This is a genomic window from Streptomyces sp. NBC_00536 (assembly GCF_036346295.1).
In the GTDB taxonomy this organism is placed as follows: Bacteria; Actinomycetota; Actinomycetes; order Streptomycetales; family Streptomycetaceae; genus Streptomyces.
In genome coordinates, this window is sequence record NZ_CP107819.1 from 3198245 (window position 1) to 3222851 (window position 24607).

The window sequence follows — 24607 nt, forward strand, 5'->3', positions numbered from 1 at the left end:
TCAGTGCTGGTAGCCGTAGACGCCGCGCGACTGGTCGCGGACGAGACGGCCCTGCTCTAGTTCGATGACGCGCTTGCGCATCTGGTCGACGATCTGCTGGTCGTGCGTCGCCATGATCACGGTGGTGCCGGTCCGGTTGATCCGGTCCAGCAGCTTCATGATGCCGACCGAGGTCGACGGGTCGAGGTTGCCGGTCGGCTCGTCCGCGATCAGCAGCGCCGGGCGGTTGACGAAGGCCCGGGCGATGGCCACGCGCTGCTGCTCACCACCGGACAGCTCGCCGGGCATCCGGCTCTCCTTGCCGCCCAGTCCGACCAGCTCCAGGACCTGGGGGACGGCCTTGCGGATCTCGCCGCGCGGTTTGCCGATGACTTCCTGGGCGAAGGCCACGTTCTCCGCGACCGTCTTGTTGGGGAGCAGCCGGAAGTCCTGGAAGACGGTCCCCAGCTGGCGCCGCATGTGCGGGACCTTCCAGTTGGAGAGTCTGGCGAGGTCCTTGCCCAGCACGTGCACCTGACCCTGGCTCGCCCGCTCCTCGCGCAGTATCAACCGCAGGAAGGTGGACTTGCCGGAGCCGGAGGAGCCGACCAGGAAGACGAACTCGCCCTTGACGATCTCCAGGGACACGTCTCTGAGTGCGGGCTGGCTCTGCTTCGGGTAGTACTTGGACACACTGTCGAATCGGATCACGGGTGCACCACGGTCGCCGGGAGTAGGTGAGCGTGACCATACGCGAATGGGCGCAGGCTAGGGACCCGGCATCCGGAGTTGTCCGTTATATCCCCCGCTGCGAAAGAGGCGGGACCACGTGTGACCGGAGGGGCCGCGCCGAATGTCGCGCGAGCTGGCACAGTGGTAGGGGGAACGGACCGGTTCCCACCGCCGTTGTACATGGGGACGAGAGGAGGAGAGCGCATGACATATGACCGGCTCGTGTGCGCGAACTGCGCCGCGCCCGTCAGTCAGGGCCGCTGCCCGGTGTGCCGGGCGAACAGGGAGCGCCTCCAGCAGGAGGACCGCCCCTTCGCCAACCTCAACCCCATGACGCTGATCGCGCTCATGGTGGTGCTCGTGGCAGCGCTCGCGCTGGTGGCGCACCAGGCCGCGTAGGCCCGCAGGGCGCCGTACGTACCGATCGAAGAAGCCCGGACCCCTTGCCAGGGGTCCGGGCTTCTCGACTGTCGCTATCGGCTCGGCTCGGCTTTAGGAAGCCTGCTCCTGCTGCTTGCGCCAGCGGATCCCGGCCTCCAGGAAGCCGTCGATCTCGCCGTCGAGGACCGCCTGCGGGTTGCCGACCTCGAACTCCGTCCGCAGGTCCTTGACCATCTGGTACGGGTGCAGGACGTAGGAGCGCATCTGGTTGCCCCAGGAGCTTCCGCCGTCCTTGAGGGCGTCCATCTTGTCCTTCTCCTCCTGGCGGCGGCGCTCCAGCAGCTTGGCCTGGAGCACGTTCATCGCGCTGGCCTTGTTCTGGATCTGCGAGCGCTCGTTCTGGCAGGAGACGACGATGCCGGTCGGGAGGTGCGTGATGCGCACGGCCGAGTCGGTCGTGTTGACGCCCTGGCCGCCGGGGCCCGAGGCGCGGTAGACGTCCACGCGCAGCTCGGCCTCGTCGATCTCGACGTGGTCGCTGGTCTCGACGACCGGCAGCACCTCGACGCCCGCGAAGGAGGTCTGGCGGCGGCCCTGGTTGTCGAAGGGCGAGATCCGGACGAGGCGGTGCGTGCCCTGCTCGACCGAGAGGGTGCCGTAGGCGTACGGGGCCTTGACGACGAAGGTGGTCGACTTGATGCCGGCCTCTTCGGCGTACGAGGTTTCGTAGACCTCGGTCGGGTAGCCGTGCCTCTCGGCCCAGCGCAGGTACATCCGCTGGAGGCGCTCGGCGAAGTCGGAGGCGTCCACGCCGCCGGCCTCGGCCCGGATGTTGACCAGGGCCTCGCGCTCGGCGTACTCGCCGGACAGGAGGGTACGGACTTCCATCTCGGCCAGCGCCTTGCGGACGGAGACCAGCTCGGTCTCGGCCTCCGCGAGGGTGTCCGCGTCGTCCATCTCCTGCGCGAGATCGAAGAGGACTTCGAGGTCGTCGATCCGGCCGCGCAGGTTCTCGGTCTTGCGGACCTCGGCCTGGAGGTGGGAAAGCTTGCTCGTGATCTTCTGGGCGGCCTCCGGGTCGTCCCACAGGGACGGCGCCGCGGCCTGCTCTTCAAGCACGGCAATGTCGGCCCTCAACTTGTCGAGGTCCAGGACGGCCTCGATCGACCCCATGGTCGAGGAGAGGGACTTCAGCTCTTCGGAAACATCGACGACTGCCACGGGTCCAGCGTAGCCGGTCCCCGGACGGCCCCGTCCGGCCAGGCCGAATAGCCCTCTACGAACGGGCGCCCGAACGGGCGTACGCTCCCCGTATGACCGTCTTCCTCGTCACCCGTCGCCATGTGGACTACATGCGTGTCACGACGACGAGCTGTCCGCCGCCGGACCGAACCACAGCCTGAATTCCCCAGCTGCTCGATTCGCCCCCGGTCCTGTACGCGGCTCACGCGGCCCCGGCGCCATCCCTGCCGGCGGTCCCTCCCCACCCGCTGTCCCCGCCACCTCTGGGGAACAGGACCCCGTGACATCCGAAACGGAGCCGTCATGCCGTCCGCGCACCCTTCCCTGCACGCTTCCCTCACCTCCCTCCCCGTCCTGGACCTCTCCCGGGCCGACGACCCGGCCGAGCGGGACGCCTTCCGCGACGAGCTGCACGCCGCCGCCCGGGACACCGGATTCCTGCACCTGACCGGGCACGGGATCACCGCCGCCGAAACCGCCCGCGTTCTGGACGTGACCCGCGCCTTCTTCGCGCTCCCCGAGGCCGACCGGCTGGCCGTCAGCAACCTGAACTCCCCGCACTTCCGCGGATACACCCGGATCGGGCACGAGCTGACCGGTGGCGCCTCCGACTGGCGCGACCAGCTGGACGTGGGCGCGGAACGCGACGCGCTGCCGGTGGGGCCCGGGGACCCGGCGTACCTGTGGCTGGAGGGGCCCAACCAGTGGCCCGCGGCCCTGCCCGAGCTGCGGACCGTGGTCCTGGACTGGCAGTCCCGGCTGGCGGCGGTCGCCCACCGCCTCCTCCAGGAACTCCTCGCCTCGATCGGCGCCCCGGCCGACTTCTTCGACGCGGCCTTCGCGGACCGCCCCCACCTGCACACGAAGCTGATCCGCTACCCGGGGTCGGCCCCCTCCGGCACGGACCAGGGTGTGGGGGCGCACAAGGACTACGGCTTCCTCACGCTGCTCCTGCAGGACTCGGTGGGCGGCCTCCAGGTCCGCCGCGGGGACGGCTTCCTGGACGTCCCGCCGCTGCCGGGGGCCTTCGTGGTCAACCTCGGCGAGCTGCTGGAGATCGCGACCCAGGGGTACCTGCGGGCCACCGACCACCGGGTGGTCAGCCCGCCGGGGGCGGTGGAGCGGTACTCGGTGCCGTTCTTCTACAACCCGCGGCTGGACTCCGTCGTCGGGACGGTTCCCGGCGACTACCTCCGCTCGGCCCCGGGCCTGTCCGAGGACGCTGCGAACCCGCTGCACGCGGAGTACGGGCGCAACGAGCTGAAGGGCTGGGTCCGCGCCCACCCGGCCGTGGCCCGCCGCTGGCACCCGACCCTCCTGACCCCGTAGCCCCGGGCGCGGGCCGCCCGTCCGCCCGGGTGCGGGCCGGCCATCCGGCTGGGTACGGGCCCAAGGCCATCGACCGGGTGCGGCCCGCACGGCCCTCCGGGGGCGCCTCAAACGCCGGCGAGGCTGGAATTGCCCCCGCGCGGGGGCAGCCACCTCGCTCAGGGGCCCACAAGGCCCGCCAAACCCAGCCCCATCCACAACCAGCCTCGCCGGCGTTTGAGGCGCCCCCGGAGGGCAGGGCAGGCCGCAGGGGCGCACGAGGCCCGGCCACAACCAGCCTCGCCGGCGTTTGAGGCGCCCACGGAGGGGAGACGGGCCGCACGGACCCCACGGCCTCGCATGGTTGAACCCAGCCCCGCCGGGCGGCTAAGGGCGGGCCGGGACGGACTGTTTGCTGTCGGGGGCGGGGGGCGGGTCGTCGGAGGCGGCCAGCCAGCCACCGACGGAGACGGCCACGACCAGCACGGCGCCCGCGGCGGAAAGCATCAGCCGCCGCTTGCGCACCGTGTCCGCCCGGTGCCGCGCGGCCCCGGGCCGGTGCCCCCCGGCGGGACGGGGCACGCGGGCCGTCCCCAGCGCACCCCCGGCCAGCTCGTCCGGCCCCGGCACCCGCATCGAGGTGTGCGTGTCCCGGTTCGAGTCGGTCGCCGAGCCGGGGACGAGCGGGACCACGCCCCGCCGCCGTACGGGATCGGCGGCGGCCGGAGCCTCCTCCGCCTCCTCGGCCTCCGCTTCGAGGTCGTCCGGTTCGTCGACGTCCAGCGGCGGCATCCCGCTCAGCAGCGGCAGCAGGTCCCGCAGCCGGGCGGACAGCTCGGAGGCCCGCAGCCGCGAGGCGGGGGCCTTGGCGAGGCACTGGACCATGAGCTGCCACAGCTCGTCGGGGATCCCGGGCAGCGGCACCACCGTCTCGGTGACGTGCCGCCGCAGCACCGCCCCGGGGTGTCCGCCCCCGAAGGGCGTGAACCCGGCGAGCAGCTCGTAGAGGACGGTCGCGAGCGCGTATATGTCGACGGCGGCGCGCGGCGGCAGGCCCTCGACGATCTCGGGGGCGAGGTAGTCGGGCGTGCCGATGATCCGGGTGGTCGGCGCGGTGGCCCGGCTGCCGCCCGGCGGCGGTCCGGCCCTGCGCGGCGAGTCGATCAGCTTGGCGACGCCGAAGTCGGTGAGCAGCGCCGGGTGCGCGCCGCCGGGGCCGATGGGGCCCTGCATGTCGAGCAGGACGTTCTCGGGCTTGACGTCGCGGTGCACCACCCCGGCCGCGTGCGCGGCGGCGAGCGCGTCGGCGACGTCGGCGACGATCGCGACGGCCGCCTCGGGGGCGAGCCGCCGTTCGCGGTCGAGCCGGGTCCGCAGGTCCGTGCCGCGGACCAGGTCCATGACGAGTGCGAGGTCGTTGCCGTCCACGACGAGGTCGCGGACCGAGACGACGTGCGGATGTTCCAGGCCGAGCAGCGCGCTGCGCTCCTGGACGAACCGTCCCACCAGCTCCTGGTCGGACGCGAGGTCCTCACGGAGCAGCTTGACGGCGACGGGGCCCTCGGGCCCCTCACCGAGCCATACCGTGCCCGCGCTGCCGCGCCCAAGGATCTGGTGCGCGGTGTACCGGCTGCCGATCTTCCGTGCCACGACTGCTCCCTCAGCGGCTGGCGTACACACCAAAGCTACGCGGCCGGATGGGTGTTGGAGGCCAGCAGGGGGCCCGATTCGCGACGACCTTCACTTCTGTGGGCGAAATCGTGCCCCAGAAGTCGACAAATCCACGAACTCACCGCTACGGGCGCCTCCTGGCCCCCCGTCAGCCGGTGCCGCTCCCGCCGCTGCCACCGAGGTCGCCGATCCAGTTCTTGACCTCGGTGCCCCAGGACCAGACCTGGTCCCACCAGCCCTTGCCGGTGCCCACCCACTCCTGGAGCGGGGTCAGCTCCCAGACCAGCCAGCCCGCCACGAAGAGCAGGACGATGGTGAACAGGCAGCCCTTGAGGCAGCCGAGCCCCGGGATCCGCATCGGGTTGGCGCTGCGGCGGCGCGGCTCGCGCGGCTCCCGCTGGGCGGGCTGCTGCGGCTGGCGCGGCTGCTGTTGCTGCGGGGGCGGCCCGGCGTACTGCTGCGGCTGCGGCTGCGGCTGCTGACGCTGGGGCTGCTGGGGCTGCGGCGGCCGCTGCTGGTACTGCGGCTGCTGGTACTGCTGCTGCGGGGGCTGCTGCCGGTACGGCTGGGGCTGGGGCTGACGCTGCGGCTGCTGCTGGTACTGCTGCGGCGGACCCTGCTGGTACTGCTGGGGCTGCTGACCGTACTGCTGCTGCGGGGGCTGCTGGGGCGGCGCCTGGCGCTGCGGCCTGCGGCGCAGCGGGTCGTCGGCCGGGTCGAGGTACTGCATCTGGGTCTGCTCGTTGCGGTCCCGGGCGGCCCGCATCTGCGACTGCCACGGGTGCGGCTGGTCCGGCTGCTGTACGGGGGGCATGACCGCGGTCGGGTCGGCCCCGGGGGCGTGCTGGGGGGCCGGGGGCACCGACTGCATGACGCTGGTGGCGGCGTTCGGATCGTAGGCACCCATGGGCCCGTTGACCGGCGGCAGCACCTGGGTCGGGTCCGCGGCGCCGGGGGTCTGCGGGACCGGCGCGGGCGCCGGGTCGGGCGCGAGCAGCGCGCCGACGCCGAGCGCGGCCTCGACCTCGGCGGCGGAGGAGTGCACGCCGATGCCCGCGGCGACCACGCGCAGGGCGCGGGCCAGGCTGACGGCGCTGGGCCGGTGGTCCGGCTCCTTGCTCAGGCAGCGCTCGATGACCGTCCAGAGCGGTTCGGGCAGGGTCGAGGGGCGCTGCGGGTCCTCGCTGAGGTGGCGGTGCAGCACCTCCAGCGCGGTGCCGCCCGCGAACGGCGGACGGCCGGTGACCAGCTCGTACATCAGGATGCCCGCGCCGTAGATGTCGACGGCGGAGGTCTGCGGGCGGCCCTCGGCGGATTCGGGGGCGACGTAGGCGGGCGTGCCGACGAACTCGTGGGTGCGGGTGAGGCCCGGGGAGTCGGCCAGGCGCGCGATGCCGAAGTCGGTGAGCATCGGGCGCATCTGGCCGTCGCGCTCGTCGACCAGGACGTTCGCGGGCTTGAGGTCGCGGTGGACCACGCCGTCGGCGTGGCTGGCGGCGAGCGCGTCGGCGATCTGGGCGGTGAGCAGGCTCGCGGCGACCGGGGTGAACGGCCCGTTCTCCCGCAGGTACTTGTGCAGGTCGGGGCCGTCGATGAGGTCCATGACGAGGGCGAGCAGATCGCCCTCGACGACGAGGTCCCGGGTGCGGACGATGTTGGGGTGGGTCAGGCGCAGCAGCACGGAGCGTTCGCGCAGGAAGCGCATGACGACGTCCGGGTCGTGGGCCAGCTCCTCCTTGAGGACCTTGATGGCCACGGTCTCGCCGGGCTGGCCGGCGACCGCCGCCTCGGCGCCCGCGGCCTCGCGCTGGCGGGCGCGCCAGACGGTGCCCGTGGCGCCGCGTCCGAGCGGCTCCTCAAGCAGGTATTTGCTGCCTACTGGCCGCACGTCTCGCGCTCCCCTGCTGTCGTCCTGCTGTCGTGTTCCGACTGTGCTTTTCCCAGAGTTTTTCCGACCCACTCTAGGCGGTGTCCCGGAGGAAGACGCTGGGCGTCCGGCGATGGTTGCCGTACATATATACGAAGAGTGACATTTGCGGGGTATGCCCGTGGCGATTTTCCGCGGGTTGCTGTCCGTATCTGTACGGGGTGTGGACGGAGCCGCGATCGATCAAGATCACTTGTTGCCGGGTGCCGGGCGTGTTGTCGGTGACAGGTGCGAGGATGCACCCGTACGGAGTGGGCGGGGTCGGGAGCCCTGCCTTCCGCATGACCTGACCGGACGACGCGTCCGTGCCGGGTGGGGGGCGAACGGGCAGTCATGTCCCGCCGTTTTCCTGCCGGGCGCACGCAGCGCGCACCGCGCAGAAGGGACCGCTGACGGCGATGCAGATCCGGCTGACCGTCCTCGGGCCGCGCAGCGGCCACCAGATCGCGCCCGCGACGTGTGACGTGCTCGTCACCGCGCCCGTCGGCACCCCCCTGGCCGCGGTGGCCTCGGGGCTGGCGGCGACCGTCGCGGGCCCGGACACGGGGGGCACGGTGGTGCTCTACGCCGGTGCGGAGCGGCTCGATCCGCAGCGCCGGGTGCTGGGCGAGCCACCCCTGGTCGACGGGGCCGTACTGGCCCTGCACACGCCGGTCCCGGACGTGCTGCCCGGACTGGAGGAGGGCCTCGGCGCCCCCCAGCTGCACGTGGTGGCGGGACCGGACGCGGGCGGCGTGCACCTGCTGCACCCCGGCGCGGTCCGGATCGGCCGCTCGGCGGACGCGGACGTGCCCCTGGACGACCCGGACGTGTCCCGATTGCACTGCGCGGTCACGGTGACCGAGGACGGCCGGGTCAGCGTCGCCGACCTGAACTCGACGAACGGCACCGCGCTGGACGGTGTCCCGGTGACGGGCACCCCGGTCCGGCTGGCGCCGGGCGCGCTGCTGCGGGTCGGCGAATCCACCCTGCGCCTCGCGGGCCCGGCGACGCTCCCCCTCCCGCTGACCCCGGACCTCCAGGGCCACCTGTCCCTCCCGGCGCACCCGGGCACCCCGGCCCCCGAAGCCCCCGCCGCCCCTGACCCGGCCCGGCCCGCCGCGGGCGGGTCAGACGGCCGGGGCCCCCATGCCCCCGCGTACGACCCCGCCCCGGTCTGGCCCGTCGCGGGCGGCGGCCCGGCCACCGGCCCCGGCGGCGCGGATCCGTACCCGTACTCCGCCGGCTCCTCCGGTGCGCCGGACCCGTACCCGGCCGCCGCCTGGCCCGCCACGGGCGCCCCCGGCAGCGACGGCTCCGACGCCTCCGACGCCTCCGACGCCACCTACGCGGAATCCGGGGCCCCGGCGGCCGCCCGGCGGCGCGGGATAGGGGCCTGGGCGCGCAAGTGGGTCGGCCGGGACGAGGAGGCCGAAGCGGCCGCCGGGGTCCCCGCCGCCACCGTCGTGACCGGCGCGGAGCCGGGGCCCGACGACCCCGCCTCGCTGCTGCTGGCCGCGCTCGGACCCACAGGCCGGCTCTGGGGCCGCGGCCCCGGCCACCCGGAGCTGCTCGTCGTGGGCCTCGGCGCGGGTGCGCACGTACCGCTGCGCACCGCGGGGGCCCTGGGCCTGGCCGGGCCGCGCGCCCGGCTGACCGGGCTGGCCCGGTCCGTGGTCGCCCAGCTCGCCGCCCTGCACTCCCCCACCACGCTGGAGATCGTGCTGATCGCCGCCGACCGGGCCCGCCCGCTGGCCGAGCGGCGCGCCGACTGGGGCTGGCTCGGCTGGCTCCCGCACACCCGGCCCGCGCACGGCCAGGACTGCCGGCTGCTGCTGGCCTACGACCGCGACCAGGCCACCGCCCGGGCCGGTGAGCTGACCCGGCGGCTCGACGACTCCCCGCTCGGGACCGGCTGGGCCGCCGCGGACCGCCAGGGCGTGGCCGAGGCGGCCCGCGCGTACGACGGTCCGTTCACCCTGGTGGTCGTCGACGGCGATCCGGGCCCCGGCCAGCTCCGCGATGTCACCGGCCGCCTCGCCTCGCACGGCCCGGCCGCCGGGATCCACGTGCTGGCCCTCGCCGACGCACCGGCCGCGACCCCGGCCTCCCCGGTCGAGGACACCTACCGGGCGGCCTGCGCGGGCGCCCCGGCCTTCCGGGACTGCGGGGCGGTCGGCCTGCTCAGCGGTGACGTGGCCACGGCCGTACGGAACTTCCGCGTGTCCGGGGGCCGTCCGGTGCCGCCCGGGGAGACGGCCGTCGCCGACGCCGTGTCCGCCGCGTGGGCCGAGCGGTTCGCCCGCGCCCTGGCCCCGCTGCGCGCCGACGGCGCGGTCACCGAGCCGCAGCGGCCCACCACCGCGAGCCTGCCCGCGACCGCGCGGCTGCTGGACGAGCTGGGTCTGGCCCGGGCCACCCCGGCTTCGCTGATGGCCCGTTGGGCGGCCGCCACCGACCAGGGGCAGGGCGTCGGCGGGCACGTGGAGGTGGTCCTGGGCAGCGGGCGGCGCGGTCCGGTCGGGGCCGAGCTGGTCACCGACGGCCCGCACCTGCTGATCGAGGGCCCGGCGGGCAGTGGACGTACGGAGCTGCTGCGCTCCGTCGCCGCGTCCCTGTCGGCCGCGGCCCGCCCGGACCGGCTCGGCCTGGTGCTGCTGGACGGTGCGGGCGGCGAGCGCGGGGAGGGGCTGCTGCCCTGTACCGAGCTGCCGCACGTCTCCGCGCACCTGGTGGCCTCCGATCCGCTGCGCATGCGCGAGTTCGCGCAGGCCCTCGGGGCCGAGCTCAAGCGCCGCCACGAGCTGCTGGACGGGGTGCCGTTCGCCGAGTGGCACGCCCACCGCGAGGTCGCGGACCGGCTGGTCGCGCCGCGCCGCCCCAGCGCCAGTGAGCTGCGCGGCGATCTGGACCCGCAGCGTTCGGGCACCCTGCGGCTACGGGCGGCCGCGCCGCGCGGCGAGGCCGCGGGGCCGGGTCCGCTGCCCCGGCTGGTGGTGCTGGTCGACGATTTCGACGCGCTCGTCGCGCCCGCCCTGGGCAGTACGGGCCGCCCGTCCGCCGGTTCGGTGGTGCGGGCGCTGGAGGCGGTGGCCCGGGAGGGTGCCCGGCTCGGCGTCCACCTCGTGGCGACCAGCGCGCGCCCGGACCGTACGGACGGCACGGAGCTGGCCCGGCTCTCGACCCTGCGGGTGGAGCTGGACGCGCCCGACCAGCCGGGTCCCGGCCGGGGGCTGCTGCGGCACGTCGACGGGCGTACGGCGGCGTTCCAGGCGGGCCGGGTGACCGGCCGGATCCCGCGGACCGCGACCCAGAGACCCACTGTGGTTCCGGTCGAGTGGGAGCGGATGGGTGATCCACCGGCCCGCCGCCCGGTGCGCGAGCTGGGCAACGGCCCGACCGACCTCGCGCTGCTGGCCAGTGCCCTGGACCGGGCCTCCCACCTGGTCTCGGCCGTGCCCGTGCTGTTCCCGCCCGCCCCCTGAGCCCCGCCCGCGCCCCCGCCCCGCCCGTGCGCGGCGCCCGGACCGGTGCCCGACGCGGTATTGCGGGGGCGCACGGCTCGGCGTAGACCTTGTGGTCCGGGACACACAGTGGACATCGGGGGCAGAGCCATGCGTACGCACGGAACGGGCCGCACCACCCGCACGCGCACCTGGGCGGCGCTCGCCGCCGTGGGCGCGCTCGCGCTCACCGCCTGCGGCGGCGGGGGCGACGGGAAGAAGGACGCGGCCGCGAGTCCGGACGGCGGGAGCACGCAGAGCGGCCCGCGGGTCCAGTTACCTTCCCTGGCCGGGGAGAAGCTGGAGGTCGCGGCGGTCTGGACGGGTCCGGAGCAGGAGAACTTCACCAAGGTCCTGAAGGAGTTCGAGAAGCGGACGGGCGCCACCGTCACCTTCGTGCCGGCGCAGGACCCGATCGTCACCTTCCTCGGTACGAAGGTCGCGGGCGGCCAGCCGCCGGACGTGGCGCTGCTGCCGCAGGTCGGGGCGCTGGTCTCGGCCGTGACGAACAAGTGGGCGCAGCCGGTGGGTCCGGAGGCGCAGAAGCAGCTGGACCAGAACTACTCGGCGGGCTGGAAGGCCCTGGGCGCGGTCGGCGGGACCCAGTACGGCGTGTACTACAAGGCGGCCAACAAGTCGCTGGTCTGGTACAACGCGAAGGCGTTCAAGGCGGCGGGCGCGCAGGTCCCCACGACCTGGGCGCAGTTCCTGGAGACGGCGGACACCCTGTCGGCGTCGGGCGTCCCGGCGGTCTCGGTGGGCGGCGCGGACGGCTGGACCCTCACCGACTGGTTCGAGAACATCTACCTCTCGCAGGCCGGTCCGCAGAAGTACGACCAGCTGGCCAAGCACCAGATCAAGTGGACGGACGACAGCGTCAAGCAGGCGCTGACCACCCTGGGCCAGCTGTTCGGGCGCAAGGACTTCCTGGCGGGCGGCCAGACCGGCGCGCTGGCCACCGAGTTCCCGAAGTCCGTCACCCAGACCTTCACGGGCGGGGACCGGCCGGGTGCGGCGATGGTCTTCGAGGGTGACTTCGTGGCGGTGAACATCGCGCAGACGGAGGCGAAGATCGGCACGGACGCCCTGGTGTTCCCCTTCCCGGCGGTCGGCGCGAAGGCCCCGGTGGTCTCGGGCGGTGACGTGGCGGTGGCGCTGAAGCCGTCGAAGGGCGCGCAGGCGCTGCTGACGTTCCTGGCCTCGGCGGACGCGGCGGAGATCCAGGCGAAGCTGGGCGGTTTCGTCTCGCCGAACCGCGGGGTGAACCCGGGCGCGTACCCCAACGACATCCAGCGGGACATCGCCAAGAACCTGCTCGCGGCGGGCGACGACTTCCGCTTCGACATGTCCGACCAGGCTCCGGCGTCCTTCGGCGGTACGCCGGGGGCGGGCGAGTGGAAGGACCTCCAGGACTTCCTGGCGAACCCGGCGGACGTCGCGGGTGCCCAGGCCAAGCTGGAGGCCGACGCGGCCAAGGCCTTCGGGAACTGATCCCGGTGGCCTCCAAGACGCACGCCCCCGCCGCTGTGGCGGGGGCCCGCACCCGTGCGGCCCGGCGGCACCGGCTGGTGGCGGGGGCGTTCCTGCTGCCCGCGCTGGTGCTGCTCGGCGCGCTCGTCGTGCACCCGATCGGCTACTCCCTCTACCGCAGCCTCTTCGACCGCTCCGGCGGCTCCTTCGTGGGCGCCGCGAACTACCGGGAGATCCTGCACGACGACACGATCCGCACCGCGCTGGGCAACACCGCGCTGTGGGTGGTGCTGGCGCCGACGACGGCGACCGCGCTCGGTCTGATCTTCGCGGTGCTGACCGAACGGGTGCGCTGGGGCACGGCGTTCAAGCTCCTGGTGTTCATGCCGATGGCCATCTCGATGCTGGCGGCGGGCATCATCTTCCGCCTGGTCTACGAGGCGGACCCGGACCGCGGGGTGGCGAACGCGGTGTGGGTCGGGGTCCACGACACCTTCGCGCCGTCCTCGGCCTTCCCCAAGGCCCGGCCGGGCCGGGATTCGCCGCTGGTGGACGCGGGCGGCGGCGCGTTCGTGACGCGCGATCCGGTACGGGCGGGCTCGCCGGTGCTGATCCCGCTGGTCGGGGTGGCTCCGGCCGACCTGCCCAAGGCCGCCCGTCCGGCGAAGGCGGCGCCCGCCGAGCCGGGCCGGGTGACCGGGACGGCCTGGCAGGACTTCCGCCCTGGCGGGGGCGGCCGTACCAACACGGTCGACCCGGCCGAGTCGGGGTACGCGGGCATGCGGATCGAGGCCGTCAAGGACGGCAAGGTGGTGGACTCGGCGACGGCCGCGGGCGACGGCACCTTCTCGCTGTCCGCGAAGGCCGACGGGGCGCTGCTGCGGCTGCCCGCCTCGAACTTCGCGGCGCCGTACGCGGGCGTGCAGTGGCTGGGGCCGACGCTGGTCACCCCGGCCGTGATCGGCGCGTACGTGTGGATGTGGGCCGGGTTCGCGATGGTCCTGATCGGGGCCGGGCTGGCGTCCGTACCGCGCGAGCTGCTGGAGGCGGCGCGGGTGGACGGGGCCAACGAGTGGCAGGTGTTCCGCCGGATCACGGTGCCGCTGCTGGCACCGGTGCTGGGCGTGGTGCTGGTGACCCTCGTCATCAACGTGATGAAGATCTTCGACCTGGTCTTCGTGATCGCGCCCGGTTCGGTGCAGGACGACGCGAACGTCCTCGCCCTCCAGCTCTACCGCACCTCCTTCGGTACGGACGCGAACCCGGGCCTCGGCAGTGCCATCGCGGTGCTGCTGCTGGTGCTGGTCCTCCCGGTCATGCTCTACAACATCCACCGGATGCGAAGGGAGGCCCGCGCATGACGACGCCGAGTACGCCGAGCCTCACGGGCAGGCTGGCGGCGCGCGCCGCGGGCGGCGCCGTGCGCGTGTTCCTGGTGCTGGCGGCCATGTTCTGGCTGCTGCCGACGCTGGGGCTGCTGGTCTCCTCGCTGCTCGCCCCGGCCGACCTGAACAAGCACGGCTGGTGGCAGGTGCTGACCGCGCCGTCCCGGCTGACCACCGGCAACTACGAACGGCTGCTGTCCAACGACACCATCACCGGCTCGCTGCTGAGCACGGTCGCGATCACCGTGCCGGCCACCCTGCTGGTCCTGGTGCTGGGCGCGTTCGCCGGATACGCCTTCGCCTGGCTGGAGTTCCCGGGCCGCGACGCACTGTTCCTGCTGGTGGTCGCGCTGCTGGTGGTACCCGTACAGGTGGCGCTGATCCCGGTCTCCGAACTCTTCGGCTCCATCGGCCTGTTCGAGACCACGGCCGGGGTCGTGCTGTTCCACACCGCTTTCGGGCTGCCGTTCGCGGTGTTCCTGCTGCGCAACTTCTTCGCGGAGATCCCGCGCGAGCTGCTGGAGGCGGCGCGCCTGGACGGGGCGGGCGAACTTCGGCTGTTCGCCCGGGTGGTGCTGCCGCTGGGCGGTCCGGCGATCGCCTCGCTGGGCATCTTCCAGTTCCTGTGGGTGTGGAACGACATGCTGGTGGCGCTGGTCTTCGCCGACTCGGCGCACCCGCCGATCACGGTGGCGCTCCAGCAGCAGGTACGGCAGTTCGGCAACAACATCGACGTACTGGCGCCGGGCGCGTTCCTGTCGATGGTGATCCCGCTGGCCGTGTTCTTCGCGTTCCAGCGGCAGTTCGTGTCGGGGGTGATGGCGGGCGCGATCAAGTAGCGCGACACAGCGGCCCCTCTCACGAATCGCCGCGTTGACGTGCCGCGTTGACGCTGGGTAACCCGAATGCCACGGGTCGCGTAACCCGATCACCACCCCAGGGGTTGCTGGGCAATATGCCCGCGCCGACCCATGGATGTGCCGTGCCCCGGTTCAGCGTCATCGTGCCCGCGTACAAGGTCCAGGCGTACCTCCAGGAGGGGCTGGACTCGGTCCTCTCCCAGTCGTACCCGGATCTGGAACTGATCGCGGTGGACGACGCCTCGCCGGACGCCTGCGGCCAGCTCATCGACGAGTACGCGGCCCGGGACCCCCGGGTCACCCCCGTGCACCTGGCGCGCAACGGGGGCCTGGGCCCGGCCCGCAACGCGGGCGTGGCCCGGGCCACCGGCGACTACCTGGTCTTCCTCGACGGCGACGACACCCTCGCCCCGGGCGCCCTGCAGGCCATCGCGGACCGGCTGAAGGCCACCGGCTCCCCCGACGTCCTGGTCTACGACTACGCGCGCACCTTCTGGACCGGCGAGACCACCCGCAACCGGCTCGCGCACCGCCTCTCCGAGGAGGGCCCGGCCAGCTTCCGGCTCGCCGACCGCCCGGCGCTGCTCGGCATGCTGATGGTGGTGTGGAACAAGACGTACCGCCGCGAGTTCGTGGAGCGCGAGGGCCTCTCCTTCCCGCCCGGGTTCTACGAGGACACCCCCTGGACCTATCCGGCGCTGCTGGCCGCCGAGTCCGTCGCCGTCCTGGACCGGGTCTGCGTGCACTACCGCCAGCGCCGCACCGGCTCGATCCTGACCACCTCCAGCCGACGCCACCTCGACATCTTCGACCAGTACGACCGGGTGTTCGCCTACCTCGGCACCCGCCCCGAACTCGACCGCTGGCGGCCCGCCGTGCACCGGCGGATGGCCGAGCACTTCTGCGCCCTGTACGCCGACCCGCGCCGCCTCCCGCGCGCCGCCCGGCCGGAGTTCTTCAAGCGGGCGGCCGTCCTGCTGCGCCGCCACCGGGTCCCGGTGCGCTCCGGCGCGCAGCCGGTGTCCCTCTCCCGGACCGACCGGGTGCGGCACACCCTGATGCGGTTCGGGGTCCGGCGCACCTACGGGCTGCTCTCCGCGCTGCGGGCCGCCGCCACCCGCCTCGGCCGGGGCGCGCTCGGCGGCTGGCGGGGCCTGCGCGAAGCGGCCCTGCGCTGCCACTACCGGATCCAGCGGCTGCTGCCGCTGCGGCCGGAGCTGGCGGTCTTCAGCGCGTACTGGCACGGCGGCTACGCCTGCAACCCGGCCGCGATCGAGGCGAAGCTGCGGGAGCTGGAGCCCGCCGCGCGCACCGCGTGGATCTGCGACCCGGCGCACGCGGCGACCCTGCCGAAGGAGACCGCCGCACTGCGCCCCGGCTCGCTCGCCTACTGGACGGCGCTGGCAAGGGCGACGTACCTGACCACGAACGTCAACTTCGACCGCGCGCTGGTCAAGCGGCCGGGCCAGATCCTCCTCCAGACCCAGCACGGCACCCCGCTCAAGCGGGTCGGCCTCGACCTCCAGGACCGCCCGGCGGCCACCCCGACCACCGATTTCGCGGGCCTGCTGCGGGGCGCCGACCAGTGGGACTACCTGCTGTCCGGAAACCGCCACTCCACCCTGGTGTGGGAAAAGGCCCTGCCGTCCTCCTACACCACCCTTGAGTACGGCTACCCGCGCAACGACGTCTTCCACCGGTCCGGCCCCGGCGAGGCACTGGAGCTGCGCGAACGCCTCGGCATCCCGGCGGGCTCGACGGTGATCCTGTACGCGCCCACGCACCGCGACTACCGGCGCAGCCGCCCGGACCACCTGGACTTCGAGCGGGTGCTGCGCGACCTCGGGCCACGGTTCACGATCCTGGTCCGCACGCACCTGACGTACGCGGACGCGCCGCCGACGTGGGAGCGCCACCCGCGCCTGCTGGACGTCTCCACCCACCCCTCGGTGGAGGAACTCTGCCTGGCGTCGGACGCGTTGGTGACGGACTACTCGTCCCTGATGTTCGACTACGCGGCGCTGGACCGGCCGATCGTGATCCACGCGGACGACTGGGAGGCCTACGAGGCCTCCCGCGGCACGTACTTCGACCTGCGCGCCTTCCCCCCGGGCGCGATCGCCCGGACCGAGGACGAGCTGGTGGACATCTTCGCCACGGGCCACTGGCAAGGCTCCCGCTCAGCCCAGCTCCGCGCCTCGTTCCGCACCCGCTTCTGCACGTACGACGACGGCCACGCGGCAGAACGAGTCGTCCGCCACGTCTTCCTGAACCAGAATTCCAGCCCCGCCGGCGTTTGAGGCGCCCCACCCGGCCCGGGCGGGCCCCCAACCGCAACCAATTCCAGCCCCGCCGGCGTTTGAGGCGCCCCCGGAGGGCAAACGCACCCGCAGGGACCCTCAGGCCTTCAGCCCCGCCACCACGGACGCCGCCAACGCATCCAGATACCCCCGCGGAGCGGAATCACTCACGACCACCACCCGCCAGTACAACGGCCCGATCGCCAGATCGAGCGCCCGCTCCGGATCGGTCCCCTCCGCCAGCTCCCCCCGGGACACGGCCTCCGACACGATCCCCTCGGCAAGCCTCCGCTGCCCGTCCAGCAGCGCCCCCCGCACCGCCGCCGCGATCTCCGGGTTCCGCGCGGCCTCGACCAGCAGGTCGGGGATGACCGCCGAGGCGACCGGGTGCCGCAGCACGTGGGACATGACCTCCAGCAGGGCCCGTACGTCCCCGTACAGCGACCCCGTGGCCGGCACCGGCAGCCCGTCCACGGCGAAGGCGGCCACCAGGTCCAGCACGAGGTGCAGCTTGGACTTCCACCGCCGGTAGACGGCCGTCTTGCCGACCCCCGCCCGGCGCGCGATGCCCTCGATCGACATCCGCGCGAACCCGACCGCGGCCAGTTCCTCGACCACGGCCTCCCGGATCGCCTCGGTCACGTCCTCGCGCAGGACCGCGGCCCCGGCGGGCGCACGGCGACGCCCCGCGGCGGGCGCGGCAGGCGCAGCCGCGGGCGCGGAGGCAGCGGCAGCGGCAGGGGCGGCGGGAGCGGCAGGGTCCAGGGTGGTCATACAGGGAGCATAACCGCGCACGCCGTCCCGCACCCGTCACGACGATACGGTTGCGTTCCGACGCGTCGGCCCCTACCCTCGCCGTAGCGACGATACGGACCCGTCTCATCGCAAACGACGCCCTGCACCCCGTCGAAAGCGACCCCCGTGACCACGACCCTGGACAAAACCCCGGCGCTCCCGCCGGACATCGAGGAACTGGCGGCCGCCCACGGCCTGACCCTCAGCGGCGCCCGCCCCTCCCTGCCCGCGTACATCGCGCAGCTCTGGCACCGCCGGCACTTCGTGATGTCGTACGCGACGGCGCGCATGGCGGCGACGTACAGCACCGCGAAGCTCGGCCAGGTCTGGCACCTGGTCACGCCGCTGCTGAACGCGGCCGTGTACTACTTCATCTTCGGCATCATCATGAACGCCAGCCACGGCGTCGCGAACTACCTCCCGTTCCTGATCACGGGCGTCTTCGTCTGGGACTTCATCGGCAGCTCCATCAACGCCGGCACCCGCGCGGTCCACAGCAACCTCGGCCTGGTCCGGGCCCTGCACTTCCCCCGCGCGAGCCTGCCCCTCTCCAGCGTGATCCAGCTCTTCCAGCAGCTGCTCGTCACCATGGGCGCCCTGGTCGTCCTGCTGGTCTGTTTCGGTCAGCTGCCGACCCTGAACTGGTTCCTGGTCTTCCCCACGCTGTTCCTGATGGCCGTCTTCTGCGCGGGCTGCGCCATGATCATGGCCCGGCTCGGCAGCAAGAACCCGGACGTCAGCCAGCTGATGCCGTTCATCCTGCGCACCTGGATGTACTCGTCGGGCGTCATGTGGAGCATCAGCGACATGCTGAAGCACGATCACCTGCCGCACTGGGTGACCACGATGCTCCAGACGAACCCGGCCGCGGTCTACATCGACCTGATGCGGTACGCGCTGATCGACACCACCAAGACCTCGTCCCTCCCGCCGCACGTCTGGCTGATCGCCGTCGGCTGGTCCCTCGTCGTCGGCATCGGCGGCTTCATCTACTTCTGGAAGGCCGAGGAGGAGTACGGCCGTGGCTGACACGACGACGACCCGCGCCGGCGTCCCCGCCGACACCCGCGTACCCACCGTGATCGCGGACAACGTCCACATCACCTACAAGATCGTCGGCACCGGCGGCGGCCGCGGCAGCGCCACCGCCGCGCTCAGCCGGATCTTCAACCGCAAGAAGCCGAGGCCCGGCATCCGCGAGGTGCACGCCGTCCGCGGGGTGTCCTTCATCGCCTACAAGGGCGAGGCCATCGGCCTGATCGGCACCAACGGCTCCGGCAAGTCCACCCTGCTCTCGGCCATCGCGGGCCTCCAGCCGGTGGAGAGCGGCCGGATCTTCTCGCACGGCCAGCCGTCGCTGCTGGGCGTGAACGCGGCTCTGATGAACGACCTGACCGGCGAGCGCAACGTCATCCTCGGCGGCCTGGCCATGGGCATGTCCAAGCAGCAGGTCCAGGAGCGCTACCAGGGCATCGTCGACTTCTCCGGGATCAACGAGAAGGGCGACTTCATCTCGCTCCCGATGCGCACCTACTCCTCCGGCATGGGCGCGCGCCTGCGCTTCTCCATCGCCGCCGCCAAGGACCACGACGTCCTGATGATCGACGAGGCCCTCGCCACCGGTGACGCCGCCTTCCAGCGGCGCAGCCAGAAGCGGATCGAGGAGCTGCGCAAGACGGCGGGCACCGTCTTCCTGGTCAGCCACGGCATCGGCACCATCCGCGAGACCTGCGACCGGGTCCTGTGGCTGGAGCACGGCGTGCTGCGGATGGACGGGCCGACGCAGGAGGTCTGCGACGCGTACGAGGAGTTCGGCCGGAAGTAACGGCGGGACGTGAAGAACGGGGAGGGCCCCGGGACCGGATTCCGGTCCCGGGGCCCTCCCCGTCGTCCTACACCCGAGACTGGCTCAGCTGTGCGTGCGCAGCAGCGAGCGCATCGTCCGCATCGCCACCGACAGGTTCGCCAGGTCGAAGTCGTCCGAGCCCTTGATCTCGTCCAGGGTCGTCCGGGCCCGCCCGATGATCGCCGCGTTCTTCTCCTCCCACGCCGTGAAGCGCTCCTCGGGAGTGGAGGCACCGTTGCCGACCGCCAGTACGTCGGCGGTCATCGCCGCGTGCGCGGCGAACAGGTCCTCGCGGATGGAGGCGCGGGCCATGGACTGCCAGCGGTCGGACCGCGGCAGTTCGATGATCCGGTCCATCAGCTGGGTGATGTCCAGGCGGTCGGCGAGGTCGTAGTAGACCTCGGCCACGCTCAGCGGGTCGATGCCGGTGCGGTCCGCGATCGCGACGATGTCGAGCGTCGGGAAGGCCGAGGAGAACCCGGCCACCTTGGCGGCCAGTTCCGCCGGGACGCCCGCCTCGGTCAGCTCGTCCACGATCGAGGTGTACCACTCCAGGTCGGCGCCGCGCACCAGCTTCGGCAGCTCGGACCAGACCTGCGTGACCCGCTCGGCGAAGAACGCGATGGTCTCGGTGATCTGGAGCGGCTGCGGCCGGTTGTTGAGCAGCCAGCGGGTGCCGCGCTCGACGAGGCGGCGCGAGTGCAGCCGGATCCGGGTCTGGACGTCGGCCGCGACCTTGTTGTCCAGCGCCTCGACCGCGTCCCACACCTCGGCCAGGCCGAAGATCTCGCGGGCCGAGAGCTGCGCCCGGACGATCTCCTCCAGGGAGGCCCCGGTCTCCTCGCGGAGCCGGTGCAGGAAGGTCGAGCCACCGCTGTTGACGGTGTCGTTGACCAGGATCGTCGTGATGATCTCGCGGCGCAGCGCGTGCGCCTCGATCTGCTCGGGGAACTTCTCGCGCAGGGCGCCCGGGAAGTACTCGTGCAGCAGGCGGTTGAGGTAGGCGTCGTCCGGCAGTCCGGTGCCGATCAGCTCGTCCGCCACCGTGATCTTGGTGTAGGCGAACAGGACGGCCAGCTCCGGCTGGGTCAGGCCCTTGCCGTTGTTCAGCAGCTCGCGGATCTGCCGGTCGGTGGGCAGGAACTCCAGCGCGCGGTTGAGCAGGCCCTCGCGCTCCAGGCGGCGCATGAAGCGCTGCTGGGCGTGGAGCAGGCTGGGCGCCTGGGCGGCGCCGTTGGCGAGCGCCACGTTCTGCGCGTAGTTGTTGCGCAGCACCAGGTGGCCGACCTCGTCGGTCATCGCGGCGAGGAACGTGTTGCGCTGCTTGACGGTCATGTCCCCGTCGGAGACCACCGCGTTCAGCAGGATCTTGATGTTCACCTCGTGGTCGGAGGTGTCCACGCCCGCACTGTTGTCGATGGCGTCGGTGTTGACCTTGCCGCCCTCGCCGCCCGCGCCGAGGCGGGCGAACTCGATCCGGCCCAGCTGGGTCAGGCCGAGGTTGCCGCCCTCGCCGATGACCCGGGCGCGTACGTCCTGGCCGTCGACGCGGATGGAGTCGTTCGCCTTGTCGCCGACGTCGGCGTGGGTCTCGGCCGTCGCCTTGACGTACGTACCGATGCCGCCGTTCCACAGCAGGTCGACCGGGGCCTTGAGGATCGCCTGCATCAGCTCGGCCGGGGTCATCTTGGCGGTCTTGGCGTCGATGCCGAGGGCCTGGCGGATCTGCGGGGTGACCGGGATCGCCTTCGCGGTGCGGGGGTGGATGCCGCCGCCCGCGGAGATCAGCGAGGGGTCGTAGTCGGCCCACGAGGAGCGCGGCAGGTCGAACAGGCGGCGGCGCTCGGCGTACGAGGCGGCCGCGTCCGGGTTCGGGTCGATGAAGATGTGCCGGTGGTCGAAGGCGGCGACCAGGCGGATGTGCTCGGAGAGCAGCATGCCGTTGCCGAAGACGTCACCGGACATGTCGCCGACGCCGACCGCGGTGAAGTCCTCGGTCTGGCTGTCGTGGCCCAGCTCGCGGAAGTGCCGCTTGACGGACTCCCACGCGCCGCGGGCGGTGATGCCCATGCCCTTGTGGTCGTAACCGGCGGAGCCGCCGGAGGCGAAGGCGTCGCCGAGCCAGAAGCCGTAGGACTCGGCGACCGCGTTGGCGATGTCGGAGAAGGTCGCGGTGCCCTTGTCGGCGGCGACGACGAGGTAGGTGTCGTCCTCGTCGTGGCGGACCACGTCCTTGGGGGGCACGACCTCGCCGGCGACGAGGTTGTCGGTGATGTCGAGCAGCGCCGAGATGAAGATCTTGTACGAGGCGATGCCCTCGGCGAGCCACGCGTCGCGGTCCACCGACGGGTCGGGCAGGTTCTTGGCGACGAAGCCGCCCTTGGCGCCGACCGGCACGATGACGGTGTTCTTCACCATCTGCGCCTTGACCAGGCCGAGGATCTCCGTACGGAAGTCCTCGCGCCGGTCGGACCAGCGCAGGCCGCCTCGGGCGACCTTGCCGAAGCGCAGGTGGACGCCCTCGACGCGGGGCGAGTAGACCCAGATCTCGTACGCCGGGCGGGGCGCGGGGAGGAGGTCCAGCATCGCCTGCGGGTCGAACTTCATCGACACGTAGGCGTGCGGCTCGCCGCTCTTCGCCGTCTGGAAGAAATTGGTCCGCAGCGTGGCCTTGATGAGCGTCAGGAACGCCCGCAGGATGCGGTCCTCGTCCAGCGAGGCGACCTGGTCCAGGGCGCCTTCCAGCTCCTCCAGCATCGCGTCGATCAGCTCGGTGCCCGCGGCCTGGCGGCTGGGCGCCAGACGCGCCTCGAAGAGCGAGACGAGCAGCCGGGTGGTGTGGACGTTGTTGCGGAGGGTGTCCTCCATGTAGTCCTGGCTGAAGGTGGAGCCGGCCTGGCGCAGGTACTTCGCGTACGCGCGCAGCACGACGGCCTGCCGCCAGGTGAGCCCGGCGCTCAGCACCAGGGTGTTGAAGTTGTCGTTCTCCGCGTCGCCCTGCCAGACCGCCGCGAAGGCGTCCTGGAAGCGCTCGCGGGCGTCGCCGCCGATCTGGTCGGCGTGGCCCGTGGAGCCGGGCAGCCGCAGACCGAAGTCGTAGATCCAGGCGTGCGTGCGGTCGGAGCAGCGCAGCTCGTACGGGCGCTCGTCGGTGACCTCGACGCCGAGGCGCTGCAGCACGGGCAGCACGGCGGACAGGGAGACCTGCTCGCCCTGGCGGTAGATCTTGAAGCGGCGCTCGCCGGGGCCCGCGCCGACCGGCTCGTACAGCGACAGGTCGAAGTCGCTGGCGCTGGCGGTCAGCCGCTCCAGGCGGACCAGGTCGGCGACGGCGGCGCGCGGCGAGTGGTCGGCCTTGTAGCCCTCGGGGAAGGAGCCGCCGTAGCGGCGCAGCAGCTCGGCGGCGCGCTCCTCACCGCATTCGGCGGTCAGTGCCTCGCCGAAGCCGTCCGCCCAGGAGCGGGCGGCCTCGACCAGGCGGGCCTCGATGCGGTCGGCGTCGGCGTCGGTGAGCGCGGGCAGCTCGGTGCCCTGCGGGACGCGGACGACGAAGTGGATGCGGGAGAGGATCGACTCCGTGTTCCAGGCGGTGAAGTCGACGCTGGTGCCGCCCAGCTCCTCCTGGAGGATGGCGATCAGCCGGAGCCGGACGCCGGTGGTGTAGCGGTCGCGGGGCAGGTAGACCAGGGCCGAGTAGTAGCGCCCGTACTCGTCCTGGCGCAGGTACAGCCGCAGCCGGCGGCGTTCCTGGAGGTACAGGACGGAGGTGGCGATGGCGCGCAGCTGGTCGACCGGGGTCTGGAACAGCTCGTCGCGCGGGTAGGTCTCCAGGATCTGGAGCAGGTCGCGGCCGTCGTGGCTGCTCGGCGCGAAGCCGGCGCCTTCGAGGACCTCGACGACCTTGCGGCGGATCACCGGGACGCGGCGCACGGACTCGGTGTAGGCGGCCGAGGAGAACAGGCCGAGGAAGCGGCGCTCACCGATGACATTGCCCTCGGCGTCGAACTTCTTGACGCCGACGTAGTCCAGGTAGGACGGGCGGTGCACGGTGGAGCGGCTGTTGGCCTTGGTCAGCACGAGCAGCTTGTGCTCGCGCGCCTTGGCGCGGGCGTCGGCGGGCAGCCGGTTGAAGGACGGCGAGACCGGGTGGCCGTCGTCCTTGCCGCTGTGGTGCGGGTCGGAGCGCAGGATGCCGAGGCCGGTGCCGGGTACGGCGGCCAGCGCGTCCCCGTCGACCAGGTTGTACTCGCGGTAGCCGAGGAAGGTGAAGTTGTCCCCGGCGAGCCAGCGCAGCAGCTCCCGGGCCTCGTCCAGCTCGTGCTCGCGCAGGTCGGAGGCGGTGTGCTCGGAGGGCAGTTCCTCGGCGATGCGGCGGGCCGCGTCCCGCATCTTCTCCCAGTCCTCGACGGCCTCGCGGACGTCGGACAGGACGCGGAGCAGATCGGCGGTGATCTGCTTGAGGTCTTCGCGGTCGGTCTCGCGGTCGATCTCGACGTGGATCCAGGACTCGACGAGGGAGTCGTGGGGGCGCGCGGTGGCGGGGCCGTGCGCGTCACAGTCGGGACCGAGGATCTCGATCAGCTTGCCGGTGACGTCACGGCGGACGACGACCTGCGGGTGGATCACGACATGGATGCCGCGGCCCTGGCGGGACAGCTCGTTGGTGACGCTGTCGACGAGGAAGGGCATGTCATCGGTGACCACCTCGACGACCGAGTGGCTGGAGGTCCAGCCGTTCTCCTCGACCGTGGGGGTGTGGACGCGCACGCTGGCCGTGCCCTGTGGCCGGTTCTCGGCGAGCCGGTAGTGGGAGAGCGCGGCGCCGAAGACGTCGACCGGGTCACGGTCGGTGAGGTCCTCGGGTGCGGTGTGCAGGTAGTAGCGCTGGAGGTAAGAGAGCGTCGTGTCCTGGTCGGGACGCCCTCCTTGCTCGGACCCAGTCGGAAGTAGCCCCCCGGCCGGGCTGTTCTCAGCTACCCGGGCCGCCCGTGCCAGCAGCTCGGCCTTTGCTTCGTCCAGCTTGGTCTGCATGTCCTCTGCTCCTGTCGCGCGCCATTGCGTGACGTAGGTGAAGGAAGGAATGACACAGCGCCGTGAGGCGGTATGTCCGTTCGGAAAATCGACGCTATGCCGTCGTATGAGCCGGGCGGGGCGGAACGGGCCGTTCTCGGCCACGGGCCCCGGCGGCGGGGATCAGCGATGGCCCGGGCACGGAAGTGCGCCGGGCGA

At 72.6% G+C, this 24607-nt stretch carries 15 protein-coding genes; 9 read left to right on the plus strand and 6 right to left on the minus strand.

The window, feature by feature from the left end:
- Positions 1 to 690: a cell division ATP-binding protein FtsE gene (ftsE, locus tag OHS33_RS13910; protein ID WP_330330715.1), complete on the minus strand. Its 690-nt coding sequence runs from the start codon at positions 688 to 690 to the stop codon at positions 1 to 3.
- 225 nt (positions 691 to 915) lie between these two features.
- Here ftsE and OHS33_RS13915 point away from each other — a divergent pair, with 225 nt between their 5' ends.
- On the plus strand, positions 916 to 1110 hold the full coding sequence (locus OHS33_RS13915; RefSeq protein ID WP_283448847.1) for a hypothetical protein: 195 nt from the start codon (positions 916 to 918) through the stop codon (positions 1108 to 1110).
- A 93-nt stretch (positions 1111 to 1203) separates the two neighbouring features.
- Here the strand turns inward: OHS33_RS13915 and prfB are convergent, their stop codons facing one another.
- Positions 1204 to 2313, minus strand: a complete 1110-nt coding sequence (prfB, locus tag OHS33_RS13920) for a peptide chain release factor 2 (protein ID WP_330330716.1) — start codon at positions 2311 to 2313, stop codon at positions 1204 to 1206.
- Positions 2314 to 2637: 324 nt separating this feature from the next.
- Between prfB and OHS33_RS13925 the strand changes: the two genes are divergently transcribed.
- Complete coding sequence (locus tag OHS33_RS13925) at positions 2638 to 3663, plus strand: isopenicillin N synthase family dioxygenase (RefSeq protein WP_330330717.1); 1026 nt, start codon at positions 2638 to 2640, stop codon at positions 3661 to 3663.
- 366 nt (positions 3664 to 4029) lie between these two features.
- On the opposite strand, the gene OHS33_RS13930 is transcribed toward OHS33_RS13925, so the two are convergent.
- Together OHS33_RS13930 and OHS33_RS13935 are read right to left on the minus strand one after the other, a co-directional pair.
- Positions 4030 to 5292: a serine/threonine-protein kinase gene (locus OHS33_RS13930; protein ID WP_330330718.1), complete on the minus strand. Its 1263-nt coding sequence runs from the start codon at positions 5290 to 5292 to the stop codon at positions 4030 to 4032.
- Positions 5293 to 5461: 169 nt separating this feature from the next.
- Complete coding sequence (locus OHS33_RS13935) at positions 5462 to 7201, minus strand: serine/threonine-protein kinase (protein ID WP_330330719.1); 1740 nt, start codon at positions 7199 to 7201, stop codon at positions 5462 to 5464.
- Between the two features lie 437 nt (positions 7202 to 7638).
- On the opposite strand from OHS33_RS13935, the gene OHS33_RS13940 reads away from it, so the two are divergent.
- The 5 genes from OHS33_RS13940 (at position 7639) to OHS33_RS13960 (ending at position 16737) form a co-directional block, all read left to right on the plus strand.
- On the plus strand, positions 7639 to 10704 hold the full coding sequence (locus OHS33_RS13940) for an FHA domain-containing protein (protein ID WP_330330720.1): 3066 nt from the start codon (positions 7639 to 7641) through the stop codon (positions 10702 to 10704).
- Between the two features lie 129 nt (positions 10705 to 10833).
- Positions 10834 to 12213, plus strand: a complete 1380-nt coding sequence (locus OHS33_RS13945) for an ABC transporter substrate-binding protein (RefSeq protein WP_330330721.1) — start codon at positions 10834 to 10836, stop codon at positions 12211 to 12213.
- Between the two features lie 35 nt (positions 12214 to 12248).
- Positions 12249 to 13553: a carbohydrate ABC transporter permease gene (locus OHS33_RS13950; protein ID WP_330335042.1), complete on the plus strand. Its 1305-nt coding sequence runs from the start codon at positions 12249 to 12251 to the stop codon at positions 13551 to 13553.
- Positions 13550 to 14416 carry a carbohydrate ABC transporter permease gene (locus OHS33_RS13955; RefSeq protein ID WP_330330722.1) on the plus strand — a complete coding sequence of 289 codons (867 nt, stop codon included), beginning with the start codon at positions 13550 to 13552 and terminating at the stop codon, positions 14414 to 14416. The genes OHS33_RS13950 and OHS33_RS13955 overlap by 4 nt, the downstream gene beginning before the upstream one ends.
- Positions 14417 to 14559: 143 nt before the next feature.
- On the plus strand, positions 14560 to 16737 hold the full coding sequence (locus OHS33_RS13960) for a bifunctional glycosyltransferase/CDP-glycerol:glycerophosphate glycerophosphotransferase (RefSeq protein ID WP_330330723.1): 2178 nt from the start codon (positions 14560 to 14562) through the stop codon (positions 16735 to 16737).
- A 99-nt stretch (positions 16738 to 16836) separates the two neighbouring features.
- Here OHS33_RS13960 and OHS33_RS13965 read toward each other — a convergent pair whose 3' ends face one another.
- Positions 16837 to 17511 carry a TetR/AcrR family transcriptional regulator gene (locus OHS33_RS13965; RefSeq protein ID WP_330330724.1) on the minus strand — a complete coding sequence of 225 codons (675 nt, stop codon included), beginning with the start codon at positions 17509 to 17511 and terminating at the stop codon, positions 16837 to 16839.
- A gap of 147 nt (positions 17512 to 17658) precedes the next feature.
- Here OHS33_RS13965 and OHS33_RS13970 point away from each other — a divergent pair, with 147 nt between their 5' ends.
- Positions 17659 to 18561: an ABC transporter permease gene (locus OHS33_RS13970; RefSeq protein WP_330330725.1), complete on the plus strand. Its 903-nt coding sequence runs from the start codon at positions 17659 to 17661 to the stop codon at positions 18559 to 18561.
- A complete protein-coding gene (locus OHS33_RS13975) occupies positions 18554 to 19357 on the plus strand; it encodes an ABC transporter ATP-binding protein (RefSeq protein WP_330330726.1) in 804 nt (267 codons plus the stop codon). The genes OHS33_RS13970 and OHS33_RS13975 overlap by 8 nt, the downstream gene beginning before the upstream one ends.
- An 84-nt stretch (positions 19358 to 19441) precedes the next feature.
- On the opposite strand, the gene OHS33_RS13980 is transcribed toward OHS33_RS13975, so the two are convergent.
- On the minus strand, positions 19442 to 24409 hold the full coding sequence (locus tag OHS33_RS13980; protein ID WP_330330727.1) for an NAD-glutamate dehydrogenase: 4968 nt from the start codon (positions 24407 to 24409) through the stop codon (positions 19442 to 19444).
- Positions 24410 to 24607: the final 198 nt, after the last annotated feature.